Annotated in this window: 16 protein-coding genes and 5 pseudogenes; 14 read left to right on the plus strand and 7 right to left on the minus strand. The window is 51.9% G+C overall.

The window, feature by feature from the left end; translation table 11 throughout:
* Position 1: 1 nt before the first annotated feature.
* Positions 2-1225 (plus strand): multidrug effflux MFS transporter, encoded by a 1224-nt coding sequence (locus KGA88_RS30780; RefSeq protein ID WP_223596589.1) that lies wholly within the window; start codon positions 2-4, stop codon positions 1223-1225.
* 73 nt (positions 1226-1298) lie between these two features.
* On the opposite strand, the pseudogene KGA88_RS30785 reads toward KGA88_RS30780, so the two are convergent.
* The 4 genes and pseudogenes from KGA88_RS30785 to KGA88_RS30800 form a co-directional block, all read right to left on the minus strand.
* Positions 1299-1506: pseudogene (locus KGA88_RS30785) on the minus strand (hypothetical protein); the annotation flags it as partial.
* Positions 1467-1709, minus strand: a pseudogene (locus tag KGA88_RS30790) (DUF3158 family protein); the annotation flags it as partial. The pseudogenes KGA88_RS30790 and KGA88_RS30785, both read right to left, overlap by 40 nt.
* A gap of 48 nt (positions 1710-1757) precedes the next feature.
* A pseudogene (locus KGA88_RS31630) lies at positions 1758-1868 on the minus strand (TIGR03761 family integrating conjugative element protein); the annotation flags it as partial.
* 10 nt (positions 1869-1878) lie between these two features.
* A complete protein-coding gene (locus KGA88_RS30800; protein WP_263296308.1) occupies positions 1879-3048 on the minus strand; it encodes an MFS transporter in 1170 nt (389 codons plus the stop codon).
* Positions 3049-3127: 79 nt separating this feature from the next.
* Here KGA88_RS30800 and KGA88_RS30805 point away from each other — a divergent pair, with 79 nt between their 5' ends.
* Entirely contained in the window at positions 3128-3625 is a 498-nt protein-coding gene (locus KGA88_RS30805) for an Lrp/AsnC family transcriptional regulator (RefSeq protein WP_223596591.1), read from the plus strand.
* Positions 3626-3667: 42 nt separating this feature from the next.
* On the opposite strand, the gene KGA88_RS30810 is transcribed toward KGA88_RS30805, so the two are convergent.
* Positions 3668-4567: an AraC family transcriptional regulator gene (locus tag KGA88_RS30810; RefSeq protein ID WP_223596593.1), complete on the minus strand. Its 900-nt coding sequence runs from the start codon at positions 4565-4567 to the stop codon at positions 3668-3670.
* 158 nt (positions 4568-4725) lie between these two features.
* On the opposite strand from KGA88_RS30810, the gene KGA88_RS30815 reads away from it, so the two are divergent.
* The 5 genes and pseudogenes from KGA88_RS30815 to KGA88_RS30835 all read left to right on the plus strand — a co-directional run bounded on the left by KGA88_RS30815 (position 4726) and on the right by KGA88_RS30835 (position 7550).
* On the plus strand, positions 4726-5484 hold the full coding sequence (locus KGA88_RS30815) for an SDR family NAD(P)-dependent oxidoreductase (protein WP_223596595.1): 759 nt from the start codon (positions 4726-4728) through the stop codon (positions 5482-5484).
* A 49-nt stretch (positions 5485-5533) separates the two neighbouring features.
* Positions 5534-5968: a glutathione S-transferase family protein gene (locus tag KGA88_RS30820; RefSeq protein WP_223596597.1), complete on the plus strand. Its 435-nt coding sequence runs from the start codon at positions 5534-5536 to the stop codon at positions 5966-5968.
* 12 nt (positions 5969-5980) lie between these two features.
* Positions 5981-6244, plus strand: a pseudogene (locus tag KGA88_RS30825) (glutathione S-transferase family protein); the annotation flags it as partial.
* Between the two features lie 77 nt (positions 6245-6321).
* Positions 6322-6708, plus strand: coding sequence for a limonene-1,2-epoxide hydrolase family protein (locus KGA88_RS30830; protein ID WP_223596600.1), 387 nt, complete (start codon positions 6322-6324; stop codon positions 6706-6708).
* Positions 6709-7388: 680 nt separating this feature from the next.
* On the plus strand, positions 7389-7550 hold the full coding sequence (locus KGA88_RS30835; RefSeq protein WP_223596602.1) for a hypothetical protein: 162 nt from the start codon (positions 7389-7391) through the stop codon (positions 7548-7550).
* A 201-nt stretch (positions 7551-7751) separates the two neighbouring features.
* Here the strand turns inward: KGA88_RS30835 and KGA88_RS30840 are convergent.
* Positions 7752-7964, minus strand: a pseudogene (locus tag KGA88_RS30840) (outer membrane protein transport protein); the annotation flags it as partial.
* Complete coding sequence (locus tag KGA88_RS31500) at positions 7933-8055, minus strand: hypothetical protein (protein ID WP_263296318.1); 123 nt, start codon at positions 8053-8055, stop codon at positions 7933-7935. The gene KGA88_RS31500 and the pseudogene KGA88_RS30840, both read right to left, overlap by 32 nt.
* 965 nt (positions 8056-9020) lie before the next feature.
* Here KGA88_RS31500 and KGA88_RS30845 point away from each other — a divergent pair.
* The 7 genes from KGA88_RS30845 (at position 9021) to KGA88_RS30875 (ending at position 15054) form a co-directional block, all read left to right on the plus strand.
* Positions 9021-9821 (plus strand): amino acid ABC transporter ATP-binding protein, encoded by an 801-nt coding sequence (locus tag KGA88_RS30845; RefSeq protein WP_223596604.1) that lies wholly within the window; start codon positions 9021-9023, stop codon positions 9819-9821.
* Positions 9821-10474, plus strand: coding sequence for an amino acid ABC transporter permease (locus KGA88_RS30850; RefSeq protein ID WP_223596606.1), 654 nt, complete (start codon positions 9821-9823; stop codon positions 10472-10474). Before KGA88_RS30845 ends, KGA88_RS30850 begins: the two co-directional genes overlap by 1 nt.
* Entirely contained in the window at positions 10471-11130 is a 660-nt protein-coding gene (locus KGA88_RS30855; RefSeq protein WP_223596608.1) for an amino acid ABC transporter permease, read from the plus strand. Before KGA88_RS30850 ends, KGA88_RS30855 begins: the two co-directional genes overlap by 4 nt.
* Positions 11131-11175: 45 nt before the next feature.
* Positions 11176-12009, plus strand: coding sequence for a substrate-binding periplasmic protein (locus tag KGA88_RS30860; RefSeq protein WP_223596610.1), 834 nt, complete (start codon positions 11176-11178; stop codon positions 12007-12009).
* Positions 12010-12052: 43 nt separating this feature from the next.
* Positions 12053-12964: an SMP-30/gluconolactonase/LRE family protein gene (locus KGA88_RS30865; RefSeq protein ID WP_223596613.1), complete on the plus strand. Its 912-nt coding sequence runs from the start codon at positions 12053-12055 to the stop codon at positions 12962-12964.
* 40 nt (positions 12965-13004) lie between these two features.
* On the plus strand, positions 13005-14108 hold the full coding sequence (locus KGA88_RS30870) for a mandelate racemase/muconate lactonizing enzyme family protein (protein ID WP_223596623.1): 1104 nt from the start codon (positions 13005-13007) through the stop codon (positions 14106-14108).
* Positions 14109-14283: 175 nt separating this feature from the next.
* Complete coding sequence (locus KGA88_RS30875) at positions 14284-15054, plus strand: SDR family NAD(P)-dependent oxidoreductase (RefSeq protein WP_223596625.1); 771 nt, start codon at positions 14284-14286, stop codon at positions 15052-15054.
* Positions 15055-15372 lie beyond the last annotated feature (318 nt).

The raw sequence follows: 15372 nt of genomic DNA on the forward strand, positions 1-15372 counted from the left end.
GATGACAAGCTCAAACGCCGCTCATTCAACGGCTAAACGCCCGACACCTTCAAATCCGCTCAAGCAAGCACCATTGTGGCTGCTGGCACTCATTACCTTTAGCGGCACGGTGGCCATGCACATGTTTGTGCCTGCCTTGCCTGCTGCGGCGCATGATTTCCAGGTAAGTCCAAGTTATATCCAACTAACCCTGAGTGCCTACATCATTGGTTTGGCCGTTGGTCAATTGTTTTACGGCCCGATATCCGACCGCCTTGGCCGCAAAAAAGTACTGCTGTGTGGTGTCATGCTGTTTTGCGTTGGCAGTGTTGGCGCATGGACAGCGAGTTCAATTCAGATGCTGATTGCGGCTCGTTTAATACAAGCGCTAGGCGGTTGCTCGGGGCTGGTGCTGGGGAAAGCGATCATCCTCGATACCGTCAAAGGGGCTAAAGCAACTCAGCGCTTGGCGCTGCTTAGCCTCATTGTCATGATAGGTCCTGGGCTGGCACCGTTGATCGGTATGGCACTGGTAAAACTTGACGGGTGGCGCTTAATCTTTGCAGCGCTTTCATTATTTGGCGTTTCCAGCCTCATCTTGATCTGGCGGATGCTCCCCGAGAGCAGCCCCCATCAGGGGCAGTCGTTTCAAACCGTGGTATTCAATTATGCAACACTTCTCAAGTCACCACGCTTTTGGGGTTTTTCACTCGGTGGAAGTTTGGCAACCACATCCCTCTACGCCTACATAACCGCAGCGCCATTTATATTTATCCGTGACCTGCACACCTCTGAAAGTGAGATGGCGCTATTCCTGGCACTGAATATCTTCGGGGCATGGTTAGGAAATATATGCGTCACCCACCTGATTTTTCGCGTGACAGCCAAACGTCTGTTGCAATGGGGAACTGGCATCAGTTTCGTCGCCGTCATAGTCTTGTGTTCGTCCGCCCTGTTAGGTGCATTGAGCAAATACATATTGGTGGGATTGATGATGATTTATACACTCGGTGCAGGAATTATTTCGCCAGTGGCGATGTCCGAGGCTCTGAGCGTCAACCCACAGGTCGCTGGGTCAGCGTCAGGTATATATGGTTTCTTCCAGATGGGTGTGGGCGCTCTTGCCAGCTATCTAGCCACATTGGGCGACACACCATTGGTTATGATGATCTTTGTATTACTGACTTGCTTGCTGCTCGCGAAATTATGTTTGCGCATGGCGTACCGCACACACTCAAGTGCTTAGAAAATTGTTTTTTGCTCGATGCCCATGACACATGATTCTTTGTGAGCATGTCGTTGCGCATGGCTTTCACCTAGCTGACCAGAGTGGCGATTGTGTCGCGTTGGGTATCGCCTGCAATGCCGAGCGACTTGGCTTGCTCAACGGATAACAGAAGGTTGCCCTGATCAACCGTTCTCTGGAGAGGGCGTGCTGCCACCCGCGACCCACGTTTTCAAGATGATCGCCACCACGGCCAGTAGCACACCACACTCATCTGCAAGTTCAGTGCTATACGATTGCATTCGAAAAGGTGCAATCCTTCGCGTATGACCTGCGGCAGGGCCTTGTTGGAAACGTGGCTCTCTCGGACCGCAACCCCCATAGGGGCAAAATCACGGGTGCGCCAACGCAAAAAGGTGCTTCCCGCGCTGGTGTTCTGCAGCATCAATCGAATATCCATCAGTGAGTAATGAGGTTGTCCGGCCTGCTGCATCACGGCCTCCATCAGCTGACTTAACTGCGCCTTGATTTCCCGCGCGACCCGCGCCAGCTACTGGGTCAGTTCCAGCACTCCAGCTTTGGCTTTCATCAGTTTTTCTTCGAGTTGCGCGATGGCCCAGTCGGCATAGGGATTGACCTGGGCGGCGGTTTGTTTGATCAGGTTTTATTTCAAATTAGTTATAAGTTCTAAACCAGTAAAATGCTAATAAAGCGGCTGCTATCTGCATCGTTGCTGCAACCAGGAGGATACGTTCAAAACCAGCTACGGGATAAATGAGGCTAGCGACAATAGTGCCAATGGTTAAACCTACATAGGTTGTGGTGCTGTTGAGTCCGAGTACCGCACCGCGTTGCCCATCACTGGATTGCGATAACAGCAGCACAACCGAGTTAAGGGTCAGATGGTTAGCAAAGCCCCAGCAGAATGCCACTGCGAGGAATGCTGCAAAAGAGGCTATTGTGAGGATCATGGACACGTAAATAGCCGCGTTAATCATCAGAAGCCACGGTAAAACTTTCTGAGCCCCGACCTGGTCGACCCAGCGATTAGCAATTGAGGCGCTTGCAAAACCGAGCCCGAATACCAGAACAACAATCCCTGCTTGCGCTGTTGAAGTCTGCAGTACTTCATGGGTTTCCTGCACCACAAACGCATAGGTGCCGTAGAACGAGCTGGTGAAAGCTAGACCGATAGTCAAAAGAGGGCGTACGCCAGTTTCTTTCAACGCTAGGAAGGGGGTTGACCAGCTAGCCTCCTCTTTATTTTTCCTGGGATACAGCGGCGATTGAGGTAAACAGCTGACTATGATCGTGGCAGGCACGGCTAAACAGAGATAGGCAACTCGCCACCCTGCGTACTCTGTAATTAATGCTGACAGTGGAACGCCAGCTACCAGCGAAAGTGACCAGCCAATGAGCACCCTCCCCAAGGCTTGGGAAGCGAATTCAGGGGAGGTAAATTTAGTCGCAAGTGCGTAGGCAGATGGAAGAACCAGACCTGCAGCTACCCCTGCGGATGCTTGGAAGACGATCAACATTGCAACAGAGATAGCTAAGGAGCTGCCAAACAATGACAAGAGAAGAGCTATCAAGCCAGTTTTCAAAGCCCAGGGCGCACCATAGCGATCGATTAGGGGAGCCAGGAACAGGGCAGAAATAGCTGTGCCTGCACCGTAAGCTGACATCGCAATCGCTGCTGAATTAAGGGGCGCAACCAGGGAAGATGCCACATCAGAAAGAATTGGGCTCAAAAGCAGGCCATTCGATCCCACGATAGCGACCGAGCACATTAGCAATGTAACGTTTATCGGCGCGCAAGCTTCTGAATGAGATAAACCTGTCATTGCCACAAACCTCCGAATGCCATACAAGAGAATCTCAAATATACCTAACGAAATTTGGCAAAGGCGAGATCTCTCTGAAATGAATGAAGAATCGAACCCCGTTAAGCAAAGTGCGTCCAAAAGCACCTTGCTGGACGGGATTGACCGAAAATTATTAGGGCATCTGGCGGTAGACGCGACGCTTAGCTATGCAATTTTGGGCGAGTTGGTTCATCTATCAGCGCCGGCTGTGCATGAGCGCGTGAAACGCCTTAAACATCACGGCATCATAAAGGCGACTGTTGCTTCGCTCGACGGCGCCAAGCTTGGAAGGCCTCTCCTTGCATTCATCAATGTCGACACGAAAAGCTGGGCAAAGACGCGACAACTCGTACAACTGGTCGACTTGCCTGACATTGAAGAGATCCACACCGTGACCGGCGAGAGTGCTGTCCTGCTCAAAGTCAGAACTCGAGATACTCAAACACTGGAGGCGTTACTCGGCATAATTCATGGAATAGAAGGCATTGAGGCGACGCGTAGCAGTATTGCTCTCTCCACCTATCTTGAAAGAGGCCCGTCACCGATAGCAGATTAAGTGGCTATTCGCTCTCAGACAATCCGTAGACAAGTCTCCGGTTTACGCCCTTTTTGGAGAGCCGATCGCCTGTCGTATCTCACGCACGTCGCGTGCAGGCGATGCGCCGAATTGCCGTGAGTATTCGCGGGTGAACTGTGATGCGCTTTCATAGCCGACAACGAACGCCACGTCAGACGCGCGATGCTCGCCGGCAAGCAAAAGCTGGCGAGCTTCCTGCAATCTAAGCTGTTTCTGATACTGGATGGGACTGAGGCCTGTCATCGACAGAAAATGGCGATGCAGGCTCGCCCGACTCATGCCGCTTGCATCGCACAAGGCCTCGATGCGAAGTCGAATGTTGTAATTGTCCCTGATGCAGGCTACGGCCCGCCGGATGCTGCCCAGTGCGCCATCGGGTTGGGCAATCTGACGCAACAGCCGCCCCTGAGGGCCCTGTAGAAGACGATAGAGTAATTCCCGTTCGACCATGGGGCCGAGAATCGGAATATCGGCAGGTGTGTCGAGCAAGGACAATAAGCGCATTAACGTCTCGCGGAGCGGAGCGGTCAGCGGGTTTATCGTGATGCCAATCCCTTTTTGTTCGCTCTCGCGAACCGGCGGCATGCTCGCCGCCAGTTCCGCCAATATGGCCGGATCCAGCACGAGCGATACCGCAACATAGGGCTGCCCCCCTTCAGCATCGAGAATCTGTCCGATCAAAGGCAGATCCAGAGCGCTGATGAGATATTGCTCACTGTCGTAGCTCAGAAGATGGTCGTTAATCGCAACGCGCTTGGAGCCTTGCAGGATGAAGCAGATCATCGAGCGATAGAGGCATGGCGCCTTATCTGTAGAGCCTTGCCCGACGCAGAGGTCTACACGCGGGATCCGTGTGATAGTCAAACCCGGTGGCGCATGGCGCAGGGCTATATCAAGATGCGGTGCAAGATCGTTGTTCATGAGCCGATTATGCCTACGTCCCGTTACCACGCAATATGATTGATACAATCAGGCAATAAATTGAGCGTATTGGGCGTGGGTTACAAACCGGTCATTGCCTATCTTGAGCAGGTCAAGAAAGCACCGAAAGGCGCTTCTAAACCTCGCAGAGACAAGCCATGACTAACCAGATCGCACTCATCACCGGCGCCAGCCGCGGCCTTGGCCGCAACATGGCGCTTCACCTCGCCAAGCGCGGCGTCCACATCATCGGCACTTATCGCAGCGGCGCGGCAGAAGCCGAATCGCTGAGGCTGGAAATCGAGGCGCAAGGTGGCAAGGCGGCGATGCTGCCGCTCGACATCACCGATACCGCCAGCTATGAGGCTTTTTCAAGCGCATTGACTGAAACGCTGAAGACCGAGTTTGGCCGTGAGCGCTTCGACTTCCTCGTCAACAATGCCGGCAATGGCCTCTTTGCGAACTTTATTGACGCGACCGAAGACCAGTTTGCCTCACTGGTCGCCACGCACCTGCGCGGGCCGATTTTTCTGACGCAGAAGCTGTTGCCGCTCGTGGAAGACGGCGGTCGTATCCTGAACGTTTCGTCCGGCTTCGTACGCTTTACTTTGCCGGGGTACGGCATTTACGCGGCGATAAAAGCGGCAGTCGAGGTGCTGACCCGTTACATGGCCGTAGAGCTGGGTACGCGCCAAATTCGGGTGAATGCGATTGCCCCAGGCGCCATCGCCACCGATTTTGGCGGTGGTGCGGTGCGCGACAATAAGGATGTGAACGCCTATGTGGCACAGGGCATCGCGCTGGGCCGTGTCGGCCTACCGGACGATATAGGTGGTGCGGTTGCGGCCATCTTGTCCGATGACATGGCCTGGGCTAACGGGACGACTTTTGACATTTCGGGCGGGCAGTTGCTCTAGTCACAGCTGCGTTACTTCCATCCTGTCGCCGCCCTATCGAGAAACCATCATGCCGCACGCTCAACTTACGCTCATCAGCCATCCGTTGTGCCCGTTCGTTCAGCGAGCGGCGATTGTGCTGCTGGAAAAGAATGTGCCCTTTGAGAGGATCGATGTCGACCTCGCCGCCAAGCCAGATTGGTTCCTGGCGCTTTCGCCGACGGGAAAAGTGCCGTTACTCAAAGTAGAACTGCCGGATAGGGCGCACGCGATACTCTTCGAGAGCACAGCCATTTGCGAATACCTCAACGAAACGCAGGGCAGTACCAGCCTTTATTCCAACGACGCGATTTCCCGCGCGCAGCAGCGCGCCGGGGTGGAGTTTGGCGGCGCGGCGCTCGCCGATGCCTGGCAGTTCCTCAACGCCAAAGATCTCGTGGTTGCCGAAAGCAAGAAAACTGCCTTTCGAGATAAGTTGCAGCGGCTTGAGGACAAGCTTGATTAAGGGCCCTATTTTGCAGGATCGGCGTTCGGGATGGTCGATGCGATGTTTGCCCCGGTCTTTCGTTACTTCGACTTGCTGAGCCCAGTCGTCTCCCAGCCGATCTTTGACAAACTTCCCCGCGTATCAGCTTGGCGGACCTCATTGGCAAACAGGCCGAGTGTCATCTCTGCCGTTCGAAGCGATTACGCCGAGCGACTCCAACTGCACCTTGTTGAACAGCAGGCAATGCTCTCGGACGCGATATGTCTCAGCCTTACTGCAGGCTTACGCGGATAGGCTCTCGATACCCATGGGATCCAACGCCAAAAATGTTTGTCGGCACTGTCTCCGTTATCTGAGAGAGGACATCCCTCATGCCAACACCAATCGAAAATGCCATCGCGTTCTTTGCCGCTTATCCCGAGGATAGCGGTAGAGTTGCCATACAGGAGTGGTTCACACCAAGCACAATCTGGGTCAACGAAGGAGTCGCCATTACGACCGGTACCGGCGAAGCCATCGCGTTCATTGATGCGCTTGAGAAAACATCGCTCATCGCTACAGTACGTTTCGAAATGCTCGCCATCGCCGCAGACGGTAACAGAGTGCTCACCGAGCGACTTGAACGGTTCGAACTCGCGGATGGCAGCGAGATCGGAGCAGCGAAGGTAATGGGCATCCTTGAGTTTGACGGTGATCGCATTACCGCGTGGAGAGATTACTTCGATGTCGACTTCGCTCAGAAGATCCGCGATAGCTAATGAGTATCAAAGCGTCTGCGCCTGACGTTAAGCACTGCTTCCCGCTCCAGCCCTTAAGACTTCTCCAACCCCCCCAGTGGGCGATGGAAAGCTATTTCAAATTTTCTTCAACCACCGCCTTCGCCGCACTGTGCACCACGCCGGAAAGCGTGTCCCCCAAGCCATGTACGGCATGCTGCAAGCACAGACCGCCATTGACCGCTCACCTTTCGGCCTGGCTGCTGCAAACACTTCTCAGACTTTAGCGTGCCGTGTTCAGCCTGCGGACTTCAGGAGATACTAGATTCATATTTCCTTTTTTGACCGGCTCGATCTCAGCGTAAAGCGTCCGCTCCGGGTCTAGCATGACCCCCATAGAAACTGCTATTGCCCCGCAATTCTGCAGATAGCCTTCCAATTGATCAGCGAATAGCTTGTTACGATCATGTGCGGTCCGTTTGTGGTTGCTCTCAAGCATTCGTATCGCTTCGTCAAGCAACCATGCCAAAACGCCTGCAACATCGTCCGGGGCGTACTCCACACCCTCCCCGTCGCCGACACAGATATCTCCGGCCGTACTTGTGTGGGGCCATCCCCAAACAGGGAAAGCCGTGCGCCAGTAAATGCTCGGGACTTCAAAGACGTTCCACCCCCGAGGTCGCAAAAGGAGTTGCCAAGTGGTGCCTCCCCGAGAAATGAAGATGCACCAGGAAGGTCAGCTGCTGCTTCGAATTTTTGATCGCGCGGGCGTGTCTGGTGATCTGTACACCAGTCACTCACTGCGTCGCGGCTTCGCCACTTGGGCGGCGGCGAAGGGCTGGGACATCAAAACGCTGATGACCACGTCGGCTGGAAGGACATGAAGTCTGCTATGCGCTACATCGACACGACAGACTCCTTTGGGGAGTTGGCGGCAGGTCGGCCACTCGTTATTACGCGCGTATGGTGCTGGCAGGGTCTCGGCCAGAGGTGTTAGTAGAGCAGCGGAAAAGCCTACGAATCATCGCATTGGACATCACCCGAATGGAGCGAGAGCTGGGGTCTGCATAATGGATACAGACAGGTTTCACGCCGACGCCAGCCGACCATTCTTCGTTAACGCGGTACGCCACGCTGGGCACGAACGACAAGCCAGCGAGGCTGACGTTCTGCGCGAAATAGCGTCCGGACCAGTCGTTGTCGTAATTTGCCGTCAGCCCGAAGTCACCGTACCGGCCGAAACCTACGCTCCAGTGTTCATCCAGTTCATGGCTGATAAAAAAGCTGCCACCCGGAATCTCCCAGTTGTTTGCCTTCGAGCAGTTCTTGCGTGATGTTCGGATTACCTGCCGCCGCGACAAACGTCGGAAACCAGTCCATGACGGGCATGACGCCGTTGCCAATGGTGTTGGCTGGTACTTTGCCAGGCTAGCGAACGATCACCGGAATACGGAAAACATGTCTTTCACCCATGCTCTCGCGAGAGGGAAATAGCGGACGTCGAGTGTCAGATTAGGAGGGTTCTTCGAGGACGCACACCAGAGTGGGCTGCTACCTACTGGGGTGGGAGAAATCTTCCCTACGATCCTCTGGATCAAATCTTGCGTTTGCATGAACGACGTGGCCCATATTTCCCTGACCTGCTCCCTGAATTTGCTCGGCTTTGAGTCGTGCCGCGAGTCCTTCTAAACAGCCGTAAAAATTTCCAAGGAAAAGGTTGAAAAAGTGTTGATCTGATCAGCCAATCAGTTATGCTGACTCGGAGGTATGTAAAAAAGACCTATAGGTCTTGAGGCCAATGGCCCAAGCAGGCTGATGCATATCGAGAGAACCGTAGTCATTTGCTGCTGATCAGGCCTGCCGGCCGTCCGTCTAGATCAGGTAGCCGAATAAAAAATAAGAAATGCTGCTGATGCAGAACTACGAACGGACGAATCATGCACACATACCGAAGTATCGCGGCCCCAGTAGCCGTCATAACCGAAAGAAGCGCTCTCCGACGTTCGGCAGACGGGCTTATGGTTCCTCACAACTGCCCCCGTCGTGCCGAAGCAGCAATGCAGGCCGTTCCATTTTTCCGACATGGAACGCAAAGCTGCGTTATGGGAGGTTGCCGTTCCCATCAAAATAGCGTCGAAGATCAAACGCTTCATCGATCAGCAGTTATCAAAATGTTCGTACGGACAGAGAACAAGCGTCATGACGGTGATTTCAGCACTTATTAGAAATCGGTGTTTCGCAGCTGGTTTATCTGTGGGACGGGCAGACTCTGGCGGCGGTCTTCCTTTTTGAAGATTTCTTAAAGTGTTCATTAAATATATCGAAAGAAAAAAGCTAAACGGGTGGGGTGTCGAATGCAAAATCTGTCAGTTCTAGACAAGCTACTAATACCAGAGGCTACTAAAGCAAGCCCGGTGATAGAAGTTCAGGGGCTAAGCAAGCACTACGGTAGCGTGCAAGTACTGAAAGAAATCAATCTTTCCATTGAGCCAGGAGAGGTGGTAGCAGTCATTGGGCCCAGCGGGTCGGGCAAAAGTACACTGCTTCGTTGTATCAATCAGCTTGAGCCTGCTGAGGCCGGAACTGTCACTGTCGCGGGATTGACTATCAAAGGGGGGGTCGACCCTGATCGTTCGACATTGCAGCATTTTAAAAGAAATCTCGGAATGGTTTTTCAATCATTCAATTTGTTTCCCCATTTAACTGTGTTGGAAAACATTACTCTCGCCCAGCGTAGAGTTCTGGGGCGAACGACTGAAGTCGCCAATGAGCGGGCGATGTCCTTACTTAAACGAGTTGGGTTGGAGCAAAAAGCGAGTCAGTACCCCGCCCGTTGCTCAGGTGGCCAGCAACAACGAATAGCCATCTGCAGAGCGCTCGCGCTTGATCCGAAAATCATGTTGTTCGACGAGCCGACTTCAGCACTCGATCCAGAAGTCGGGTTGGAAGTATTGGCTGTCATGCGAGAACTGGCTCAAGACGGAATGACGATGATGATAGTCACGCACGAAATGAGCTTCGCAGAGGACGTTTCGAATCGTGTAATTGTCATGGCAGACGGCAAAATCATTGAAGAAGGGACTAGCTCAAGAGTCATGCGCCATTCTGAAAATGAACGAGTTAAGCAATTCCTTTCTGCGGTGAGGAATCGGTAATGGCTACGACCGCTGAGATGATTTGGGCGGCGATCCTCCACGGATTGCCTATCACACTGGCGCTTACAACAACTGCGTTGTTTTTCGGCGCTGTGATGGGGGTTCCAATTTGCGCAGCCCAACTTAGTCGATACAAGCTGGTTAGAGTGTCCGCCGCGTTTGTCGTCATTATAGTTCGCTCGATACCGCCGATACTCTGGTTGTTCATCCTTTTTTTCGGATTTGGAAGTCTTTCAATAAATTTCTCACCTTTCACCGCTGCTGCGATCGGGTTAGCCGTGATCACCGCAGCCAATTTTTCCGAGATCTACCGCGGCGCACTTAAAGCTATTCCGCCTGGTCAATGGGAAGCCTGCAGAACATTAGGGTTGTCCCGCACAAGCACTTTCTTCGATATTTTGGTACCACAGCTCACCAGAATTATTTTGCCATCCATCGGTGCATACACGATCGGCCTTCTGAAGGACACCGCCATAGCTTCGACGATTGGAGTTCAAGATCTAGCCGAAGGCGCTCAACGAATTTCGCAGCAGACATTCAAAGGCCTGGAAGTTTTCGCCGTGTTTGGTGTTGTTTATTTTGGAATAAGTTTAATTATCGGCATGGTGACAAGAGTGGTCGATAATTATCTTCGTCGGAGAATTTCTAGATGAATGAGGTATTGCTGTCCTGGATTGAGTGGTTCCCAGAATTCATCTCTGGTTTCTTGATCAGCCTTGAAGTCACAGTCATCAGCCTGATAATTGGCATTCCTGGTGGTCTGGTGGCCGCACTGGGGCTTTCAGCAAAATCCCGTATGCTGAGAGGGTTGAGCGCATTATTTGTAGAGTTAGGGCGGGGGGCGCCATTACTCATTCTACTTCAGCTGATTTACTATGGTCTGCCGACCATGAAGATAATGTTGACGTCTTTCTCCGCAGCGCTGGTTGCGTTCGCATGGTGCACGGCGGCTTACACAAGTGAATATATAAGAGCTGGCATCAACTCGGTGAGCGCGGGACAGCAGGAAGCTACTCATGTTTTAGGGCTGAACCGCTTTGATTCCCTGATCATTGTAATACTTCCTCAGGCTTTGAAAGTGGCGTTGCCGTCGCTGTTGGGTTTTGGCGTGGTAATGTTGCAGTCCACTTCGCTGTGTTTCACTATCGCACTTCCAGAATTAGCAACCAAGGCAAGTGAAGCCGGAAGTATGACGTTTAAGTACATGTCCGCGTTGAGCCTCGCTGCCGTTATCTATATTGCTGTCTGTGCACCCGCTTCATTGTTAGTCGGTAAGCTTGAAAAAATGCTGTCCAAACACGAACGGTAAGATCACTCCATTTTCTTTAATGCTCGTTACATGGGAATAATGCAAATGAAAAGTTCTAACAAGCTCGCCTGCTCGGTTGCTCTGGTTACTGCGCTCCTGACAGCGGCCGCCACTGCACAAGCTGAATGTACACCGGTTGCAAAGATCAAAACGGTAGTGCCGGGTGTTCTGACGGTTGCGATGCCAAACTTGCCACCCTTTGTCGTACCGAATTCGGACGGTACTGCAAGTGGTATTGAAGGGGAGATCCTGGCGGAAATTGCAAAACGGGAGTGCCTGAAACTAGACGTGAAGACGACAGATTTCGCGGCCGCGATCCAGTATGTCGCTTCGCAGAAAGCTGATCTGACCTCCGGCCAATGGTACCGGACGGTAAAACGCGCTCAAACGATGGGGATGTCGTCACCTTTGTACCTGGATTCATTTGCAATTATATCCAAGCAGGGTTTCAGTCGACTGGATGAGTTGAAAGGGCTCAAAGTGGGTACGGTTCAGGGTTATAACCAAGTGTCTGATCTCAAGAGAATATTTGGCACTAACCTTTCCTTGTATCCGTCTCCTGTTGCCTTGGCGCAAGATCTTGCATCGGGCCGACTGGACGTAGGCATGGACAGTTACGCGATTGGTGCTTATGCGCAAAAAAACGGGAACTACCAAAACTTTCAATTTAAAATTGTAGAACCTGATGAACAGATGAAATCAACAGCAACACCTGCACAAGTTGGTTTCGTATGGGCTAAAGATAATGAGCAACTGGCCCAGGCGATCAATACCGTGCTAAGCGGACTGCATGATGAAAAATTTATTGAGAAAACCCTCGAAAAATACGGGATCGATTCAGCGGCTGCCAATGTGGGAGAACCGCGGCTCGTTGATTGATTGATTATATTTAATTAATTGAACGTCATTTTTGAGGTGCGTTATGAAGCGACTATCATGGCTGTCCGTAACAATGATGGTAATCAGTGGGTTCGCATTTGCTGATAGGGAAGTGGTGGCTACCGATGTCATTGGCGTTGAAGGCCCGCAGATCGTCGGGAACGACCTCTATTACGTTTCCTGGGCGAAGGAAACCGTGAGTAAATGGGATGGTAAAGCGAATACCATCATCAAGGAGTTTCCGAAATGTGGCCCTACCGGGTTAACGCTGACTCCCTCGAAGACATTATTCCTGGCATGCTCGGCCGACCCAGGGTCCATCCTTGAAATCGACCTGAAGGGGAATGAACTCGGGCGGTGGGATGTCGATAATAAAGGGCAAAAGTTTATTGGGGGGGTCAATGATATGGTCACCGCCAAATCGGGCGCTGTCTACGCCACGCTCTGGGGCCAAGCCACTAAAACACCGTCAAAGGTAAGTGGTAAGATTATCATGTTTTCACCCAAAACCAAGACATGGCGTGTCGTTGCTGATCATATTAACTACGCAAATGGAATTGGCCTGTCTCCGGATAATAAAACTTTGTATGTGAGTGGCGAAGTTGGAAATGTCGTGTACAAATTCGCGGTGGAGCCTGACGGCTCGCTTGCCGATATGGAGAATTTTGCAGTGCTGGGGGCGTTAAGTCCTACACAGTCTTCGGATCCTTGGACTGGACCGGATGGTATTGAAGTAGACCGCGAAGGCAATGTTTATGTAGCGCAGTGGGGAGGTGGGAAAATCCTGAAGATCGCCGCCAGCGGCGAGTTGTTGAAGGTTATTGAACTTCCCGATTCCAGTGGCACGACGAACATCGCCTTTTCTGAAGATGAAAAGACAATGTATATCACCGCTGTTAATGATTCTTCTGCTGCCGTGCCAGTTGGAAAAATCTTTAAAGGTGAGAAGCAATAAATTATTGCTTTCGATAGTCAGACGATAGACGGGAATTGTTATGCGTATTAAAAGCATTTCGACGTATGCATTGGCGCTGCCACTGGCTCAGGTGCAACATCTCTCACGCGGCAGGGAGTTTCGTGAGTTCGAGTCAACGTTCATCAAAATCGAGACTGATGAAGGTATTACCGGGTGGGGTGAAGTCTGCCCATGGGGTGCCTCCTACCTGCCAGCATTTACGGGTGGGGTACAAACGGCAATTGCAGAAATCGCGCCCAAGCTAATCGGCATGGACCCACTGCGCCCAGAAGTAATCAACCGGTTTATGGATGCTGTTCTGACAGGTCACATCTACGCAAAAGCAGGAATCGATTATGCGCTTTGGGACATCATAGGCAAAGCATGTAACCTACCGGTGTATGACTTGTTGGGCGGTAAAGAGGATCACAACGTTCCGTTATCGTATGCCATCCACGTTAATCCTCTTGAAGTCATGCTTGCAGATCTTGATAAAAAAAGGCTTCAAGGTGTAACGCGTTTCTCTGTCAAAGTGGGTAACGACTATGAATCCGACGTTGCTATCGTGCGTGCATTTGCGGGCAAACGGTTGCCACATGAAACGTTCATATATGATGCGAATACAGGCTGGGCGCCGATGGATGCAATTCGCGTCATGAATGCAGTCAGTGATGTGGATGCATGCTTCGAACAGCCGTGCATGTCTTATGACCAGTGCATGAATGTACGTAGCCAGACGAGACAGGCGCTGTGTTTAGATGAGTGCCTTGTTGACTTGAAGGATTTTGCCAGAGCATTTACCGACCGTAGTTGCGAGATTGTGAATATCAAACTTGCCAGGGTAGGGGGCATTACCAAGGCCCGCGCTATTCGTGATTTATGCTTAAGTTATGATGTCAAGATGCTGATCATGTGCATGGCGGGCACGGTAGTGAATGACACCGTGTCTGCGCACTTTGCACAGTCGATACCCAGTAATCGCTTAATAGGCTGCTGGAATTGCCAAGAGCTTTTGACGGTTGATCCTGCTCCTGGTCAGGGCGCACGAGCGTTGAATGGGTTTTTGACACCGCCCGATCTGCCCGGCCTCGGTGTGGAGCCCAACGAAGAAGTTTTGGGTAAAGCAATCGCTATCTTTAGTTAATGACCCCCCCGTCAGTCTGGCCTGCCGGTTGACGGGTGGTTTAATAACTCGGATCGAATCCAGTGGTCACCGCCGGTTGCTTGAGACAATTTTACTTAATCGAAATGTCCGATTCTAATTTTCGAGGTTTCGGGTAATAGCTGCTGCGCATTTAATAATCTTGAGGAGCGTTGACATGGCGAGGTTGGCTGAAAAAGTATGCATCGTAACGGGCGGTGCGTCTGGTATCGGAAAAGCCTGTGTAGAGCTGTTTGCAAAAGAGGGGGCAAAAGTTGCAGTGTTCGATGTGGATGTCAGCTCTGGAGTTCGGTTGACTGAGGAGTTGTCTTCAGCGGGACACAATGTTTTGTTCCTGCGAGTAGACGTGTCCTCAGAGTCAGCCATTAAAACCGCTGTTGGGGAAGTGATCTCGAGATTTGGCCGACTGGATGTTTTAGTCAACAACGCCGGTATTACGCATACGTTTAGCAGCACTGAACACGTGTCAGAGGAGGAATGGGACAAAGTAATATCTATCAACGCAAAAGGAGTGCTGTTCGGGACAAAACACGCTATCCCCCGGATGCGTGCCGCTGGTGGCGGAAGTATTGTGAATATTTGTTCGATTTGCGCCGACATCGGCTTCGGCGGCCTGGCACCTTATCACGCAGCTAAAGGTGCGGTGAAAGCAATGACCCGCAATGATGCGATGGATCTAGCCCGAGATCGCATTCGGGTAAATTCAGTTCATCCTGCGTTCGTATGGACGCCGATGACTGAAGATGAACTCCAACAAGGTGGGGGAGATATGGAAAAAGCCAAACAAGATGCGGCGGCCGTGCACCCACTGGGCCGGATGGCAATGCCTATCGATATAGCTTTTGCGTGCCTCTACCTGGCGTCTGACGAGAGCAGTTTTGTGACGGGAAGCGCATTGACTATTGATGGCGGCTACACCGCTCGATAGCCGATCACTGCGACCGTACACCTATCTGTACGATCTATTCGGAAGAATGCTTTCTTCCTGCAGCTTCTATGGCCACTGTCCAGCCAACGCCACCTCGGCGATAAAATTCACAACTACAAATGCCTTGATTTGACCGATCGTTTAGGCATACTGACCTAGAAGTCTTTTTATAATTCCCAGCGGTATGGAAGTGGACTTATTCGAGAATTCAGCGTCGAGTGTCGACAGTTGAGCGTCTAGTCGACGAATCGCTGTACAGTGATGCATGGAAGCTCGAATGACGTCGTCTGCTTGCTGGGTAGGGCAATGGTGGAGAGT

The sequence above is a fragment of the Pseudomonas sp. A-R-19 genome (assembly GCF_019956575.1).
Lineage (GTDB): Bacteria > Pseudomonadota > Gammaproteobacteria > Pseudomonadales > Pseudomonadaceae > Aquipseudomonas.

Excerpts from the sequence above, each read along its gene's own strand:
- KGA88_RS30865 (WP_223596613.1), top strand. The coding sequence starts at position 12,053 with ATGAAGCGACTATCATGGCTGTCCGTAACAATGATGGTAATCAGTGGG.
- KGA88_RS30845 (WP_223596604.1), top strand. The coding sequence starts at position 9,021 with ATGCAAAATCTGTCAGTTCTAGACAAGCTACTAATACCAGAGGCTACT.
- KGA88_RS30830 (WP_223596600.1), top strand. The coding sequence starts at position 6,322 with ATGCCAACACCAATCGAAAATGCCATCGCGTTCTTTGCCGCTTATCCC.
- KGA88_RS30805 (WP_223596591.1), top strand. The coding sequence starts at position 3,128 with ATGAATGAAGAATCGAACCCCGTTAAGCAAAGTGCGTCCAAAAGCACC.
- KGA88_RS30850 (WP_223596606.1), top strand. The coding sequence starts at position 9,821 with ATGGCTACGACCGCTGAGATGATTTGGGCGGCGATCCTCCACGGATTG.
- KGA88_RS30810 (WP_223596593.1), bottom strand. The coding sequence starts at position 4,567 with ATGAACAACGATCTTGCACCGCATCTTGATATAGCCCTGCGCCATGCG.
- KGA88_RS30875 (WP_223596625.1), top strand. The coding sequence starts at position 14,284 with ATGGCGAGGTTGGCTGAAAAAGTATGCATCGTAACGGGCGGTGCGTCT.
- KGA88_RS30835 (WP_223596602.1), top strand. The coding sequence starts at position 7,389 with ATGCACCAGGAAGGTCAGCTGCTGCTTCGAATTTTTGATCGCGCGGGC.
- KGA88_RS30820 (WP_223596597.1), top strand. The coding sequence starts at position 5,534 with ATGCCGCACGCTCAACTTACGCTCATCAGCCATCCGTTGTGCCCGTTC.
- KGA88_RS31500 (WP_263296318.1), bottom strand. The coding sequence starts at position 8,055 with ATGCCCGTCATGGACTGGTTTCCGACGTTTGTCGCGGCGGCAGGTAAT.
- KGA88_RS30815 (WP_223596595.1), top strand. The coding sequence starts at position 4,726 with ATGACTAACCAGATCGCACTCATCACCGGCGCCAGCCGCGGCCTTGGC.
- KGA88_RS30780 (WP_223596589.1), top strand. The coding sequence starts at position 2 with ATGACAAGCTCAAACGCCGCTCATTCAACGGCTAAACGCCCGACACCT.
- KGA88_RS30800 (WP_263296308.1), bottom strand. The coding sequence starts at position 3,048 with ATGACAGGTTTATCTCATTCAGAAGCTTGCGCGCCGATAAACGTTACA.
- KGA88_RS30855 (WP_223596608.1), top strand. The coding sequence starts at position 10,471 with ATGAATGAGGTATTGCTGTCCTGGATTGAGTGGTTCCCAGAATTCATC.
- KGA88_RS30870 (WP_223596623.1), top strand. The coding sequence starts at position 13,005 with ATGCGTATTAAAAGCATTTCGACGTATGCATTGGCGCTGCCACTGGCT.
- KGA88_RS30860 (WP_223596610.1), top strand. The coding sequence starts at position 11,176 with ATGAAAAGTTCTAACAAGCTCGCCTGCTCGGTTGCTCTGGTTACTGCG.